The 14,970-nt window shown below is 61.5% G+C and carries 13 protein-coding genes; 12 read left to right on the forward strand and 1 reads right to left on the reverse strand.

Annotated features, from left to right (window positions below; genetic code table 11):
• From LXM94_RS18615 to LXM94_RS18670, 12 genes are all read left to right on the forward strand, one after another.
• Positions 1–285 (forward strand): hypothetical protein (locus LXM94_RS18615; protein ID WP_235772963.1); only part of this gene is annotated, 285 nt, incomplete at its 5' end.
• 771 nt (positions 286–1,056) lie between these two features.
• On the forward strand, positions 1,057–2,169 hold the full coding sequence (locus LXM94_RS18620) for an ABC transporter ATP-binding protein (RefSeq protein ID WP_235772964.1): 1,113 nt from the start codon (positions 1,057–1,059) through the stop codon (positions 2,167–2,169).
• Between the two features lie 18 nt (positions 2,170–2,187).
• A complete protein-coding gene (locus LXM94_RS18625) occupies positions 2,188–3,240 on the forward strand; it encodes an ABC transporter substrate-binding protein (RefSeq protein ID WP_235772965.1) in 1,053 nt (350 codons plus the stop codon).
• A gap of 14 nt (positions 3,241–3,254) precedes the next feature.
• Positions 3,255–4,562: an ABC transporter permease gene (locus LXM94_RS18630; RefSeq protein WP_235772966.1), complete on the forward strand. Its 1,308-nt coding sequence runs from the start codon at positions 3,255–3,257 to the stop codon at positions 4,560–4,562.
• Positions 4,563–4,564: 2 nt separating this feature from the next.
• Positions 4,565–5,365, forward strand: coding sequence for an ABC transporter permease (locus LXM94_RS18635; protein ID WP_235772967.1), 801 nt, complete (start codon positions 4,565–4,567; stop codon positions 5,363–5,365).
• A 5-nt stretch (positions 5,366–5,370) separates the two neighbouring features.
• A complete protein-coding gene (locus LXM94_RS18640; protein WP_235772968.1) occupies positions 5,371–6,723 on the forward strand; it encodes an NAD(P)/FAD-dependent oxidoreductase in 1,353 nt (450 codons plus the stop codon).
• A 53-nt stretch (positions 6,724–6,776) separates the two neighbouring features.
• Positions 6,777–7,541 (forward strand): IclR family transcriptional regulator, encoded by a 765-nt coding sequence (locus tag LXM94_RS18645; protein WP_235772969.1) that lies wholly within the window; start codon positions 6,777–6,779, stop codon positions 7,539–7,541.
• Positions 7,542–7,726: 185 nt separating this feature from the next.
• A complete protein-coding gene (locus tag LXM94_RS18650; protein ID WP_235772970.1) occupies positions 7,727–9,220 on the forward strand; it encodes an aldehyde dehydrogenase in 1,494 nt (497 codons plus the stop codon).
• Between the two features lie 55 nt (positions 9,221–9,275).
• Positions 9,276–11,336, forward strand: a complete 2,061-nt coding sequence (locus LXM94_RS18655) for an oxidoreductase (protein ID WP_235772971.1) — start codon at positions 9,276–9,278, stop codon at positions 11,334–11,336.
• Between the two features lie 49 nt (positions 11,337–11,385).
• Positions 11,386–12,642: an aspartate aminotransferase family protein gene (locus LXM94_RS18660; RefSeq protein WP_235772990.1), complete on the forward strand. Its 1,257-nt coding sequence runs from the start codon at positions 11,386–11,388 to the stop codon at positions 12,640–12,642.
• Positions 12,643–12,658: 16 nt separating this feature from the next.
• Positions 12,659–13,042, forward strand: a complete 384-nt coding sequence (locus LXM94_RS18665) for a RidA family protein (protein ID WP_235772972.1) — start codon at positions 12,659–12,661, stop codon at positions 13,040–13,042.
• Positions 13,043–13,044: 2 nt separating this feature from the next.
• On the forward strand, positions 13,045–13,917 hold the full coding sequence (locus LXM94_RS18670) for a BKACE family enzyme (protein WP_235772973.1): 873 nt from the start codon (positions 13,045–13,047) through the stop codon (positions 13,915–13,917).
• A gap of 105 nt (positions 13,918–14,022) precedes the next feature.
• On the opposite strand, the gene LXM94_RS18675 is transcribed toward LXM94_RS18670, so the two are convergent.
• Positions 14,023–14,952 carry a PDR/VanB family oxidoreductase gene (locus LXM94_RS18675; RefSeq protein ID WP_235772974.1) on the reverse strand — a complete coding sequence of 310 codons (930 nt, stop codon included), beginning with the start codon at positions 14,950–14,952 and terminating at the stop codon, positions 14,023–14,025.
• Positions 14,953–14,970: the final 18 nt, after the last annotated feature.

Consider the following 14,970-nt stretch of genomic DNA (forward strand, 5'->3'; position numbering starts at 1 on the left):
ACTACGCCATGCTGGACGTACCAGCCATGGCCGCATAACTTAAACCAAACGGTCTCCGGCAAACCCGGCGCGGTTCACGCTGCCGCCCATGCCTCCACTGAAGAACGGTGCGTGAATCCTGGCAGACAAGGCGCGTTCAATTCGATGCCGCGGCGAAAGCGCCGCGTGTGCGGGCGGATCGGTCTCGTACCCGTCGCGGTCCCCACGCAAGCGCTCGGCCGGATCGAGGAATCCTTCAGCGCCGCACAACTCCTGTCGGAGAAGATCCTCGCCGCCGGCGGATAAGTCACGACTTTGGCTGGCATGGTGTGCCTCGACGTAAGAGCAGATGTTGTTAATCGGCGCATGCGAAAATCACCGTTGCCGCCGGGCTTGAATTGCTTTCGATACGCGAGAGGCATCAATGCGCCCCAGTTTACCGTTGATCCAGCCAACCGTCTCGACAAGTCCCTCAAGATTGATCGCGGAAACGTACCAGCGCAGTGTTTGGCTTATTCCGGCACGCGCGTGCGTGCCGGTGAACTGGCTTTACAGAGCCCTTCGACTGCCAACGCTATTAAGCCGCGTCCTAAGCGCGTTCAACGCGGAGTTCCCCTTTGTCGAAATCCGTCTTCTGATCGAATCTTTTGACGCCGCGGCGAAAGCGCTGCGTGATGAAACAGTCGATCTCGCACACACATCGATGACGCCATCGTGTGGGCAGCACCGCCACTTGTGAAGTCCTTGCATCGATATTTAGTTTCAATGGTCAACGGCTTGCAGCCACTAGCCAAATTTGATCCAGCGACACTCTGAGCAGGCCTCATTTGACGACCGTTCCCTCTCAACGAACCGCGAGAAAATGGCCTGACCCTGGATAGTGCCGGGCGTCAACACTCGTACCAATTTTGCACGCTGTGCCGCCGATGCGGTGGCAGATGAAGTTGCCACGACAGGCTGACGTTAACTCGAAGCCTTGTTCAGACCTTCTGCAAAACAAGTTGACAATACATCACTTCGAGATATCATTCTCAATATCCAATAATAAGTCTCGATAACTGAGACAGAGGAACAAGAATGCAAAAAACTGTGGTCCAGCAACCGAAGGGGCATATCCGCCTCCGTGGCGTGTCAAAATCCTATGACGGCGATACCTACATAGTCCGCGATCTCGACCTCGACATCGAGAAAGGTGAATTCCTGACGCTGCTTGGGCCTTCCGGTTCGGGCAAGACCACCACCCTGATGATGTTGGCGGGCTTCGAGTTTCCGACCAGCGGTTCGATCGACTTTGACGGCGAGGCCATACAGAACCGGCCGCCGGAAAAGCGCGACATCGGCATGGTGTTTCAATCATACGCTTTGTTTCCACATATGACGGTCGCGGAAAATGTCGGCTATTCGCTACGCGTCCGCGGTGTCCCCAAGGCTGAATTGAACCGCCGGGTGCGGGACGCACTCGCGATGGTGCAGCTTGAGCAGTTCATCGACCGCAAGCCGGCGGCACTGTCCGGCGGGCAACAGCAGCGCGTCGCGCTGGCGAGGGCCTTGGTGTTTGAACCCCGGCTCGTCCTGATGGACGAGCCGTTAGGCGCTCTCGACAAGAAGCTTCGTGAAGACCTCCAGCTTGAAATCCGCCACATCGCCGACAAGCTCGACCTGACCGTGGTGTATGTGACCCACGACCAATCCGAGGCGCTCACGATGTCCGACCGGATTGCGATCTTCAACGACGGAAAAATCCAGCAGATCGGCAATGCGCATGACATCTACGCAGCACCCGCAAACCGCTTCGTGGCGTCCTTCGTCGGCGACAACAACTGTCTCTATGCGACGGTCGAAGCCATCGACGGGGATGTCGTCCGCGCCCGCCTCGCAGGAGGCCACCTCATTTCCGCGACGAGGACCGAACACGCCCGGGTCGGCGGCGCGGCGACGATCGCCGTCCGCCCTGAGAACATAAGATTTGCCAGCGGCGACATGCCGGACGTGGTCACGGGCCATGTCTGCGATGTCGTCTACTACGGCGACCAAATTCGCATCCATGTCGAGCTGTCGGACGGGGTGCGGATCGTGACGAAGAGCAGCCCTGGCGCACTCTTCACAAGCACGGAACTCGGTGCACCGGTCTTCCTGGCGTGGGACGCCGAGCAAGCCCGGGTACTCGATCCAAGACACGCAGAACAATAGCTAAGAGAGGAACGTGTAATGTCGATGCCATATCGCAATAGTGCATGCCTGGGTCTTGCTTTATCTCTGGTCTTGGGTGTCGGTAGCTCCGCGCTTTCAGCCGAGCTGAAGATCGTCTCCTGGGGAGGAGCGCTGCAGGAGGCCCAAACCAAGGTATTCTTCGACGGCTTTGCCAAGGCTACCGGAACGACCGTGAAGCAGGATTCCTGGAGCGGCGAGCTCGCAAAGCTCCGCGCGATGGTCGATAGCGGCAATGTCGTCTGGGACGTGGTCGACATGGACCCGCAGACGGCGGCGGCCGCCTGCGACCAGGGCCTGCTTGAACGCATCGGCGAGGACGCCGCCTACAAGAATGCCGGCCTCGTCGATGGCGCGCTGACCGAGTGTGCCGTCGGCACGAGCACCTATGCGACGATCCTGGCTTTCCAGAAGGACGTCTTCTCGACCACCCCGACCTCGCTCGTCGACATATTCGACACGAAGACGTTCCCGGGCAAGCGCGCCTTCCGCAAGAGCCCGGTCGACACTCTGGAGATCGCCTTGCTGGCTGACGGCGTGGCTCCGGGCGATGTCTACAAGACCCTAGAGACGCCTGAAGGCGTCGACCGTGCTTTCAAGAAGCTCGATGCGATCAAGGGTGACATCGTCTGGTGGGAAGCGGGCGCGCAGCCTGCGCAGCTGCTGAAGTCCGGCGAGGTCAAGATGGCGGTGGCCTGGAACGGCCGCATCGCCGACGCCAACAGCAAGGAGAACGCCGACCTGGGGATCGCCTGGAAGAACCAGATTCGCGGTTTCGACATGTGGGTCGTTCCGGTCGGGGTCAAGGAACTCAAATTGGCCAAGGACTTCGTGACCTACAGCATCAAGCCCGAGGTCAACGCGGAGCTGAGCAAATACATCGCCTATGGTCCGACCGTCGAAGCCGCAAGCGCGCTCGTCGACAAGGCGGTGCTTGATGGCCTGCCGTCGGCCCCGTCGAACAGCGACGGCGCTCTGGCGCAGGACGGTGCCTTCTGGGGCACGAATGGCGAGGCGCTCAATGCCCGCTTCGCGTCCTGGGTTGCCCAATAGGCTGTGAGGAAGGAATGATTGATGTCGCGGCCGAAGACAGGCAGGTTCCGGGGATGGTGATGCTTTCCGCCAACGCGGACGTACCAGGTCGTGAAACGGTGGACTCCGGCCGCGTCAAACAGGTCAGCCGTGCCAACAGACGGGCGGCGGTGCGGGCGGCCTTGCCAGCCGTGCCCCTGCTTGTCTTCCTCACGTGCTTCCTTCTGCTTCCTCTGCTTCTCATTTTCCATACGGCGATCTCCGACCGGGAGATCGCCGACAACCTGCCGCGGACGGTGGCGGCCCTTCGCGATTGGCAGGGCGACCGCCAACCACCTGTGGAAACCTATGCCGTCTTTCTGCGTGAGATCGGCGAAGCGGACCAGCGCGGCTCTCTGAGGTCCCTCGGACGGCGCGTGGGCTATCAGCTCGACCGGGGCATGAGTGTCCTCCAGAAAGCGTCCCGGGTTGCTCGCGCGTCCACCGACCTCGACGCCGAGGCGGCATGGCAGACGCTTATCAAAGCCGATCCCGCGTTCGGGGGGGCGGGGTTCTGGAGTATCGTCAAGGATCACGGCAATCCATACAGCACCTTCTATCTGAAATGGGCGGCTGGATTTCAGACCAAGATCGACAAGGACGGTTTGGCGTCGAAAGAGGTGGGCTACGATTTCCGCCTCTTCTATTTGCGGACGATCGCCATTAGCCTCGTCGTCACCGCTCTGACCCTCGTTGTCGGCTATCCGCTCGCCTACGTCATCGCCAGTTCCCGGGGCTGGATCGGCGGCCTGATGCTTTTCTGCATCCTGCTGCCGTTCTGGACGTCGCTCCTTGTCAGGACGATGTCCTGGATCGTCGTCCTGCAGACCAACGGGGTCTTGAACGGCGTCCTGACAGGCCTTGGCGCAGTGACGGAGCCGGTCACCTGGCTCTACACCCGAACCGCGACGATCCTGGTCATGTTCCAGATTCAGCTGCCCTTCACCGTGCTTCCTATGCTCGGCGTCATGCAGGCCATCCCGGCAAGCCACGTCCGCGCGGCGCGGAGCCTTGGAGCGGGGCCGCTCCAGGCACATTTCAACGTCTATTTCCCGCAGGCCATCCCCGGCATCGCCGCAGGCGGACTGCTGACTTTCGTCCTCTGCCTCGGCTTCTACTTGACGCCCGCGCTCGTCGGCGGTTCCTCAGACCAGATGATCAGCTTCTTCATCGCCCGGTTCACCAATGAGGAACTGAACTGGGGGCTTGCTTCCGCGCTCAGCACGCTGCTGGTGTTGGGTGCCGGCATTTGCGCGATGCCGTTCGCGCGACTGATCTCCAGACACTCGTCGGAACGGAAGTGATCATGACCCAGAAGACCTATTCGGACCTTCCTCTCGTCATCAAACTTCCGCTCTACGGCTTCACCGTCGTCGTGCTCGCCCTGTTGATCTTTCCATTGGCTGCCGCGCTTCCGATCGCTTTCAACGCCGAGCCGTGGTTCCGCTACCCTCTCGGAGGCTTCTCCTGGCGTTGGTTCGAGCAATTGCTGTCTTCCCCGCTGTGGCGATCGGCCATCGTCAACAGTCTGATCATCGCGACCCTGACGATGTTGCTTGCGACGGCGCTGGGAACTCTGGCCGCCATCGCCCTGGTCAATCCTCGCTTTCCCTACCGCAACACCGTCATGGCGCTGGCGATCTCTCCCATGGTCGTCCCGGTCGTCGTCCTGGGTCTCGGCATATTCATCTGCTTCTCGCCAGTGGGGCTCAACTACAGCTACCTCGGCGTCATCTTCGCCCACACCGTTCTGGCGACGCCGTTCGTCGTGGTCACGGTGACCGCCACGCTGACACGGTTCGACTTCAAATTGATGCAGGCGGCCGCCAACCTCGGAGCAGGCAAGGTCATGGCCTTCCGGACGGTGATGCTGCCGATCATCTCGCCGGGTGTTGCCGCGGGTGCGGTCTTCGCCTTCGCGGCGTCGTTCGACGAGGTCGTGATGGTGCTGTTCATCGCCGGACCCGACCAGCGCACGCTCCCCAAGCAGATGTTCACCGGACTGCGCGAGCAACTCGATCCCACCATCATCGCAGCGGCCGGCCTCATGGTCGTGCTGACCGGAATCCTGCTGGCAGTGCTGCATTTTTCAAGCAAGAGAAGGTAAGACCAATGAATGTTCCAGCTCTCAACCGGATCGATGGAGAGCGGGCGCGACGGGACATATTCGCGCCGGACTTCCGCGAGGAACCCTACTGGTGGACGGCGGCGATGCCGGAGGACACCGACGGCGCGGCGAGCGGGTACCTCCCGGCGAAGGCCGACGTCGTCGTTGTTGGCGCGGGCATCACGGGCATCGTGGCGGCGATCCACCTGGCGCGGTCCGGTCTCGACGTCGTTGTCCTTGACTCGCAACGGATCGGCGAAGGCGCGGCCAGGCGCAACGCGGGCTTCATCGGCCGAACGCTCAAGCGCTCGGTGGGATGGCTCACCAAACGTTCCGGACGCGAGCATGCCCTTGGGGTCTACAGGGAACTGGACCGGGCGCTGAAAGGCGTCGAGAGCTTCGTCCGCGAGGAACAGATCGAGTGCTTCCATCGCACCTGCGGCCGCTTCATCGGCGCGAATTCGGAAGCTCATCTGCGCGGACTTGTCGATGACCTCGAGGATATGCGTCAGGCGCTCGGCTTCGAATACCAGATGGTGCAGCCGAAGGACGTCCGCTCGGAAATCGCATCGGACCGCTATCACGGCGGCGCCGTCATCCCGGACCTCGGTTCGATCCATCCCGGTCTGTACCACAAGGGCTTGGTCGACCGCGCCAAGACTGCGGGGGTTCGCTTCTACGGCCGGACGACTGTCAACGCCATCGAGCGGCAGGGCGACAAGCATTCCGTCCGGACGTCGGCCGGCGATATCGTGGCCGGACATGTGGTGATCACCACGAACGGATATACGAGCGCGGACCTCAAATGGTATGCGCGCCGGGTCATCCCTTTCAGCGGCTTCATCCTGGCGACGGAAGTTCTTCCCGAAGACCTCATCGAGCGCGTTCTGCCGAAGCGCCGGACCTATCTCGATACGAAGGTGAACATCGATTTTATCCGACCCGCTCCAGATTCCAGCCGTATCCTGTTCGGCGGAATGACCGGAACGAAAAGCACCTCAGCGCTGCCGCTCGCCGCCCCGCTTCACGAACGGCTCGTCGGCATCCTTCCTGATCTGAAAGGTGTCCGGCTCAGTCGAGCATGGACAGGCTTCTGTGCGGGGACGTTCGACTTCATGCCGCATATCGGAAGGGAAGCGAACGTGCATTTCGCGCTCGGCTACAATTTCGCCGGAATCCCGATCGGAACGCATTTCGGCATGTTGCTCGCCAATCGCATCCTCGAGCGCGGCGACACGAGGTCGGTCTTCGATACCGACCGATTCCCGACATTCCCGTTCTACCGGGGAAATCCGTGGTTCGTGCCTATGGCAATGCGCTACTTCGACTGGCATGATCGCAGAATCGCGAGGGAATAACCAAGTTGCTTCACATGCCCGATTCCACTGCCAAGGCATCTACTGAAAAGCCCTTGGAACGCTATGCCAGAATCCTCGAGATCATCGCGGGATTTCCGAACGGCGTGTCGCCTGCGATCGTCGGGGAAATGCTGGAGCTACCCAAGGCGTCGGCCTATAGGCTGATCCGCAGCCTCGCCGACGTCGGGCTGGTGGAGGTCACAGCGCCTCCCGCGGCGACCTGCCGGATCGGAAAACGTCTGTCGCGCATCCTGTTCTCAAGTGCCGACGACAACTGGTTCATCTCGGCCGCGTTGCCGACGCTCAACGAGATGACCGCGGAAACCGGACAGGCGTGTTTCGTCGCCCGCCTGGCAGGCTTCTCGGTCCGGAGTATGGAAATGGTCGCGCCGAACAACCAGCTTCGCGCCTACATCATTCCGGGCCATGAAATCCCTCTGCATGCAGGGGCCTCGGCCAAGGCGATCCTCGCCTACCAGCCTCCCGCCTTCATCGAAGAAGCTCTCAGCAAGCCCCTGACGAAATTCACCAGCCACACCAAGACCGATGTTGGCGAACTGATTGCCGAACTTCAGGACGTCCGCGACACTGGGGTCGCCTTCTGCGTAAGCGAGGACGTCGAAGGCTTCGGTGCCATTGCCGCACCCATTATCGTTCCGGGTCAGCGCGTTCTGCAAAGCCTCTGCGTCACTGGCACGACGCGCGCGTTGTTCGAGGTAGACCGCGAAAAGATCATCGATCTGGTCCGCCGGATGTCCGAGCGGCTGTCGAAAATGCTCGAGCGCAAGATGCGTGAGGCGCTGACGGCCGATACCTGACACAGCAAAAATCGCGATCGTCGACCGCCGCCGGAGACTTGCGCCGGGCGGTGGTTTCGCGCGTCTGCGGCCGCCCGGGATCGCAAGATTTTCGTGTTGAAAAGTGTTGACAAAGCGCGATGCACCAGCAAGTATTCGATATCGATAACTGAAACAATGTCTCGATAATTGAGAACGAGGGAAACATGAACGCGACAGTCGACTGGAAGCAGGCCGCCACCGAAATCAAGCCCCGCGGGCAGTCTTTCATCGATGGCAAGTTCGTCGAAGCGATATCCGGGAAGCAATTCGACGCCATCAATCCGGCGACTGGCAAGACCCTGACCGGGGTGGCTTCCTGCGACCAGGCCGACGTCGACCTTGCAGTGAAATCGGCAAGCCGCGCGTTCGACAGCGGTGTCTGGTCGCGTCGTTCTCCCGCGGAGCGCAAGAAAATCCTCCAGCGCTTCGGCGAACTGATGCTCAAGCATGCGGACGAACTCGCGCTGCTCGAGACGCTCAACATGGGCAAGCCGATTTCCGACGCCCGTTCCATCGATGTGCCCGGTTCGGCCAACACCATCCTCTGGTATGCCGAAGCCATCGACAAGATTTACGACGAGATCGCGCCGACCGGGGACGGCGCGCTCGGCATGATTACACGCGAGCCGGTCGGCGTGGTCGCCGCCGTCGTGCCGTGGAACTTCCCGCTCCTGATGGCCTGCTGGAAGATCGGACCTGCGCTCGCCGCGGGCAACTCACTGATCCTCAAGCCTGCGGAACAGTCGCCGCTGTCGGCGATCCGCCTGGCCGAGATGGCGGCCGAAGCCGGTATTCCCGACGGCGTCTTCAATGTCGTCACGGGACTTGGCGAAACTGCGGGCATGGCGCTCGGCATGCACATGGACGTCGATTGCGTGACCTTCACCGGGTCGACGGAAGTCGGAAAGCTCTTCATGACTTATTCGGCGAAGTCGAACATGAAGCGGGTGGCGCTGGAATGTGGTGGCAAGACCCCGCATATCGTCATGGCCGATTGCGGCAACCTCGATGAGGCGGCGACCGCAGCGGCGTTCGGCATCTTCTTCAACCAAGGCGAGGTCTGCAATGCCGGGTCCCGACTTCTCGTGGACGCGCGCATCAAGGATGAGTTCCTGGAAAAGGTGATCGCCGTCGGCAACACCCTTCAGCCGGGCGATCCGCTCGATGCCGGCACCAAGCTGGGTGCCATCGTCAGCAAGACCCAGATGGACCGGGTTCTCGAATATATCGACATCGGCTCCAAGGAAGGCGCGCGTCTGAAGTCCGGCGGCAAGCAGGTTCGCACGGAGTCCGGCGGCTATTTCGTTGAGCCGACCGTTTTCGACAACGTCGACAACAACATGCGGATCGCTCAGGAGGAAATCTTCGGGCCAGTGCTGTCGACGATCATCTTCAAGGATGCCGAAGAGGCGGTTCGAATCGCCAATGACACGATCTATGGTCTTGCCGCCGCGGTATGGACAGACAACATCGACACTGCGCTGTCGACCGCCCGCCGCCTTCGCGCCGGCTCGGTCTGGGTGAACAATTTCGACGAGAGTAACATCACCATGCCGTTCGGCGGCTACAAGCAGTCAGGCTTCGGTCGCGACAAGTCGCTGCACGCCATTGAGAAATACACAGAACTCAAAGCGACCTGGATCAAGATCCGCGCCTGACCCGGCAATCGCGTCAAACGGCCTCCCAAAAGGGAGGCCATCAACAGGTGCGACCATGCGCGATCCTCGTTTCGACATATTGTTCGAGCCAGTCAAGCTCGGCCCTGTAACGGCCCGAAATCGGTTCTACCAGACGCCCCATTGCAACGGCATGGGAAACCTGCGTCCGCAAGCGCATGCCGTAATGCGAGGCGTTAAGGCCGAAGGGGGCTGGGCTGTGATCAACACGGAACACTGTTCCGTGCATCCCACAGGCGACCTCATGCCTGAAGTGCTGCAAATGCTTTGGGACGACGGCGACATCCCGCCACTTGCCCGCATGGTGGAAGCAGTTCACGAGCACGATGCGCTGGCCGGCGTGCAGCTTGCCTATCCCGCCTACTACAACGGCAACAGGTTGACGCGCGAAGTGCCGCTAGGTCCGATGGATCGCCCCGTGAGCGGTTATCACCCGGTCCAGGTCCGCGCCATGGACAAAGCCGACATCAAGGCATTGCTCGGCTGGTGGAAAGCCGCCGCAGTCCGGGCGAGGAAAGCAGGGTTCGACGTCCTGAACGTCGACGGCAATTTTTCGACCATCGCCTTCCAGTTCATCTCGCCCCGCAACCAGCGCACCGATGAGTACGGCGGCTCTCTGAAAAACCGCGTCCGGCTCTTGAAGGAACTAATCGAGGTCACGCGTGAGGGGGGCGGCGACGCCTGTGCCGTCAGTGTCCGCCTTATCATCGACGAACTCTTCGGCGCAGAGGGGCTCCGCGCCGCCGACGAAGGCATCGAAGCGATCGGTCTTCTCGCCGAGTTGCCTGACCTCTGGGACCTCGTCGTCGGCACGTGGGCGGACGACTCGCCGACCTCGCGCTTTGCCAAGGAAAACGACCACGAGCCGTTCATGGTCGGAATCAAGTCGGTGACCACCAGGCCGGTCGTCGGGGTCGGGCGCTTTACCTCGCCTGATACCATGGCCGGGCTTATCCGGCGCGGCGTCCTCGACATGATCGGCGCGGCACGGCCCTCGATCGCCGATCCGTTTCTTCCAAAGAAGATCGAAGAAGGCAGGTACGAAGACATCCGTGAATGCATCGGCTGCAACATATGTGTGTCGAGCCATTTCGCCATGACAAACCTGCGCTGCACCCAAAACCCGACGATGGGCGAGGAGTGGCGGCGGGGCTGGCACCCGGAGAAGATCGCGGCAAAGACCTCGAATTCCTCCATACTCGTCGTTGGGGCCGGACCATCCGGCCTGGAATGCGCTCGGGCTCTCGGACAGCGCGGCTACAAAGTAACTTTGGCCGAAAGGGAAACGTATCTGGGCGGTCGCGTGACTCTCGAAGGCAAGCTGCCGGGGCTCGCGGAATGGCAGCGGGTCCGGGACTGGCGCGTCACGCAGCTTCACAAGCTGCCTAATGTCGACATCTACATGGGTTCGGACCTGTCTGCTGACGATATCAAGGACTTCGGTGCCGACCACATCGTTCTCGCCACCGGCTCCAAGTGGAGGGCCGATGGCGTCGGCCGCGCCGCTCATCGGCCCCTTTCATTCTCCGAAGCGATGCCGGTGTTCACACCGGACGATATCATGCGCGGAAGCCTCCCGCAGGGTGACGTGGTGCTCTACGACGACGACCACTATTACATGGGTGCCGTCCTCGCCGAGAAACTCGCGCAGGCGGGGTGTCGGGTTACGCTGGTCACGCCTGCCGCCGACGTGTCGGCCTTCACCGTCAATACGCTCGAGAACATCAGGACGGCCAAACGTCTTCACGAGCTCGGCGTCAACATGGTCACGCATCGGGTACTGACCGGGACGAACGGCCAGACGGTCGGCTTCGTCGACGCGCGCACCGGAGCGACGCACGAGCAGCCGGCCGAAGCCATCGTCCTGGTCACCGCGCGGCTGCCGAACAGCTCGCTTTATAATGATCTCGTCTCATCGACGTCCGGCGATGGCCTCTGTCCCGGCATAAGCCGGATCGGCGATTGCGAGGCGCCAGCCGCGATCTTCGCGGCGGTCTATTCGGGTCATCGGTTCGCCCAGGAATTCGACAATCCTTCGCCGCTCCTTCGCCGCGAGCGCATCGATCTATCGGCTCGAGAGGAGTACCAGTATGCGTGATCCTCAAAACCCCAGATCCGCCGTGCTCTATGAGCGCGCAAAAGCCGTCATGCCCGGCGGCAACACGCGCACGACCGTCTATCGGCAACCGCACCAGGTCTACGCAGTTTGTGGGGATGGCTGCCGTATCGTCGATGTCGACGGCAATGTCCGAATCGACGCCAACGGCAACTTCACCTCGCTGATCCACGGTTACGGCCACCCCGGCATCATGGAGGCGGCGGCCCGGCAACTTGCGCTCGGCACTTGCTATGGTATGGCGACGGAGTCGGAAATCCTGCTCTCGGAGATGCTTTGTGACAGGCTGCCGTCGGTCGAGCGGCTCCGTTACGCGAACTCCGGCACCGAAGCCGTGATGAACGCGATCAAGGCGGCGCGGGCTTTCACGGAGCGTCCGAAGATCGCCAAGTGCGAGGGGGCTTACCACGGCACTTATGATGCCGCGGAGACAAGCCAGGACGCAAACCCCTCCAACTGGGGCAAAGCCGAGGAACCAGAATCGGTGCCGACCGCCAAAGGCACCCCCCGCGGCGTGCTCGACGATGTCGTCGTTATCCCCTTCAACAATGTCGAGGCGTCCGAAAAGATACTGCGCGCCAGCGGAAACTCGCTGGCAGGCGTTCTCGTCGACGTGATGCCCAACCGCGCCGGACTGGTTCCGGCCAGCGAGGCGTTTCTCAAGATGCTGCGCCAGGTCACCCGCGATCTCGGCGCTGTTCTCATTCTCGACGAAGTCATCACCTTCCGCCTCGGCTACAATGGGGCGCAGGGCCGCTTCGGCGTCGATCCCGACCTGACCACACTCGGCAAGGTCATCGGCGGAGGCTTCCCGGTGGGCGCGGTCGGCGGCAAGGCCGACGTGATGTCGGTTTTCGATCCGTCGAAGGGCGCGCCGGCTCTGCCCCACGGCGGCACGTTCAGCGCCAATCCTATGTCAATGATGGCGGGCGTCGCCGCACTGACGTCTTTGTCGCCGGAAGACTTCGACCGGCTCGATCGGCTCGGTGCCCGCTTCGACAGCCAGATCAGCGAGTGTTTTGCAAACAACGGTGCCGAGGCCCAGGTCACCGGGCTGGGGTCGCTCCGCCGGGTCCATCTCACAAGCGCGCCGCTGACGGATTATCGATCGACGGTCGCAGCCGCCGACGGCGCGAAACGCGTCGCGGCGCTGGCCCGGGCGCTGTTCGACGAGGGCGTGATCATAGGCGGAAATGGTCTGATGGCGTTTTCGACCGCCATGGTCGAGGCCGATATCGACGAGATCGTCGAGACATTCGATCGGGCGCTGAAACGCCTGGCAGACTGACAAGGAGGAGGGAGGCATGAAGCAGCGCGTAGACGTCGGCACGGAGTGGGGTACCAAAATCGGCTATTCCCGAGCCGTCCGTGCAGGCAATTTCGTGGTGGTGTCCGGCACGTCGGCAGGCGGGCCTACGGGTGTCCTTCACAAGGGCGATCCGGAAAAGCAGGCCGAGGTTGTGTTCGGTCGCATCGGCGATGCGCTGAAGGAAGTCGGTGCCACTCTCGACGACGTCGTCGAGACACGAGTCTTCCTGCGCGACATGAAGGACTGGGAAGCTGTCGGCAACGCCCATGCTCGCGCTTTTGCCGTCGCGCGCCCGGCGACGACCATGCTGCAGGCGGGCGCTCTGATCGATCCGGACATGCTGGTCGAAATCGCGGCGACGGCAATAGTGGGGGACTGAGCATGGCCGATACAATCATCACATGCGCGGTCACTGGAAGTCTCACGCGTCCCGAAGACAATGCGAATCTCCCGGTGACACCCGAGGAGATTGCAAACTCCGCCCTGGAAGCCGCTGATGCCGGCGCGGCGATCCTGCATCTCCATGTTCGCCATGCCGATGGCCGTCCGTCGATGGAACTGGACCATTACCGCGAGATGGTGCGGCTGATCAGAGCCAAGAACAATGACGTGATCCTCAACATTACCACCGGGCCGGGAGGCCGGTTCCAGCCTGGCGAGGACGATCCGAAGATCGCCGGTCCGCGAACGAACTTCGTAACCGCCGAGCGGCGAGTCGAGCATATCGTCGACTTGAAGCCGGAAATCTGCACGCTCGACCTGAACACGATGACCTTCGGAAACGAAATCGTCATCAACACGCCGCCCTATGTGAAGCGGATGTCCGAGATCATCTACGACAACGGGGTCCGGCCTGAATTCGAGCTGTTCGATTCCGGCGACATCAATCTTCTGCGCGACTTCCTGGAGGCTGGCGTCTTCCGCGGGCCGCCGCTGGCCAGCCTGGTGCTGGGTGTTAAGTACGGCTTCGCTGCGACGCCCGAGACCATGTTCTTTGCCCGGAGCATGCTCCCGCGAGATGCAATATGGACCGGGTTTGGGATCGGTCGTCGTGCATTTCCGATGCTGGCCCAGGCGTTTGTGCTCGGCGGCCACGTTCGGATCGGCATGGAGGACACGATCAAGCTGTCCAAGACAGAGTTGGTCAAGAGCAACGCCGAGCTCGTCGAAAGAGCTGGTGGCGTGATCAATTTGCTTGGAGGAACTGTCGCCAGTGCCGGGTATGCAAGAAAGGTCTTAAATCTTGAGCGCTAACTCGCGCCCGAGCTTGCTTCATTGCCGTTTGCGGTCAAAATAACTTGGCACGCAACAAGTTTGGGCCTCCTGTCCGGATCCTGGAACTCACCTCTCCCCCCACTCTTAGAGGTCGAGTTTCAGAACGCCCGTCGCGCGCGACACGCACGGGATAAACCGATGGCTGCGGGCGGCGTTTGAAAGCACAGCATCGCGATGGATTGGCTGTCCTTCCAGATACCCGCACTCGCAGGTTCCGCAGACGCCGTTCTCGCAGGATGCCATCAGCAACACGCCGGCGGCGCGAATGGCCGATAGCGCTGACCTGTCGGCAGGAACTGGAACAACCGTCCCGTTACGAAGGACGATCGTGAACGGTTCGGGTGGCGTGTCGTCCTGCACCGGTGGCTGAAAGGCTTCGAAATGGACCGTGCCATCCGGCCAGTGTTCCGAAGCCCGTGCAATTGCCGCCATGAAGCCGGGAGGTCCACAGTAATAGAGCTGCGCCTCGCCGGGCCTTGTTGACAACAGGCCCTCTATGTCTTGTCGGGTTTCAACTTGATCGTCGAAATGGAGCCTCAGGCTTTCGGCGCCGATGCTTTCCCCTAAGGTCCTCAGCAACGGAGCAAGGCTTCGGCTCCGCGCAAAATAATGGAGTTCGAAGGGTTTGCCCTGCCGATAGAGAGCCCGAGCCATTGCGAGGATTGGCGTGATCCCGATACCCCCTGCCAGCAGAAGGACCGGCCCGCCACTCTCCTTGAGTGGGAAATGATTGCGCGGGGCAGACACGGGCAGCTCGGCGCCTGGCGTCACCTGATCATGAACCCATGCGGACCCGCCCCGTCCGCTTGGTTCGCGCTTCACGGCAATCGTGTAGCGGCTGAGATCTTCGGGATCACCGCAGAGCGAATATTGGCGCACCTTCCCATCGGGGAGATGGACGTCCACGTGAGAACCAGGTTCGTATGCCGGCAGAAAAGGCTTGCGCCGGTGTTTTAGTTCGATCACGCGCACGTCGCCCGGCTCGTCATGGATGCTGGCGACGATCAGTTTCATGATGATACGCGGAGATCC

It is taken from the genome of Rhizobium alarense, from assembly GCF_021555155.1.
Lineage (GTDB): Bacteria > Pseudomonadota > Alphaproteobacteria > Rhizobiales > Rhizobiaceae > Rhizobium_D > Rhizobium_D alarense.

Coding starts and splice junctions, on each gene's coding strand:
- LXM94_RS18630 (WP_235772966.1), top strand. CDS start 3,255: ATGATTGATGTCGCGGCCGAAGACAGGCAGGTTCCGGGGATGGTGATG.
- LXM94_RS18655 (WP_235772971.1), top strand. CDS start 9,276: ATGCGCGATCCTCGTTTCGACATATTGTTCGAGCCAGTCAAGCTCGGC.
- LXM94_RS18660 (WP_235772990.1), top strand. CDS start 11,386: ATGCCCGGCGGCAACACGCGCACGACCGTCTATCGGCAACCGCACCAG.
- LXM94_RS18620 (WP_235772964.1), top strand. CDS start 1,057: ATGCAAAAAACTGTGGTCCAGCAACCGAAGGGGCATATCCGCCTCCGT.
- LXM94_RS18640 (WP_235772968.1), top strand. CDS start 5,371: ATGAATGTTCCAGCTCTCAACCGGATCGATGGAGAGCGGGCGCGACGG.
- LXM94_RS18665 (WP_235772972.1), top strand. CDS start 12,659: ATGAAGCAGCGCGTAGACGTCGGCACGGAGTGGGGTACCAAAATCGGC.
- LXM94_RS18635 (WP_235772967.1), top strand. CDS start 4,565: ATGACCCAGAAGACCTATTCGGACCTTCCTCTCGTCATCAAACTTCCG.
- LXM94_RS18670 (WP_235772973.1), top strand. CDS start 13,045: ATGGCCGATACAATCATCACATGCGCGGTCACTGGAAGTCTCACGCGT.
- LXM94_RS18650 (WP_235772970.1), top strand. CDS start 7,727: ATGAACGCGACAGTCGACTGGAAGCAGGCCGCCACCGAAATCAAGCCC.
- LXM94_RS18675 (WP_235772974.1), bottom strand. CDS start 14,952: ATGAAACTGATCGTCGCCAGCATCCATGACGAGCCGGGCGACGTGCGC.
- LXM94_RS18625 (WP_235772965.1), top strand. CDS start 2,188: ATGTCGATGCCATATCGCAATAGTGCATGCCTGGGTCTTGCTTTATCT.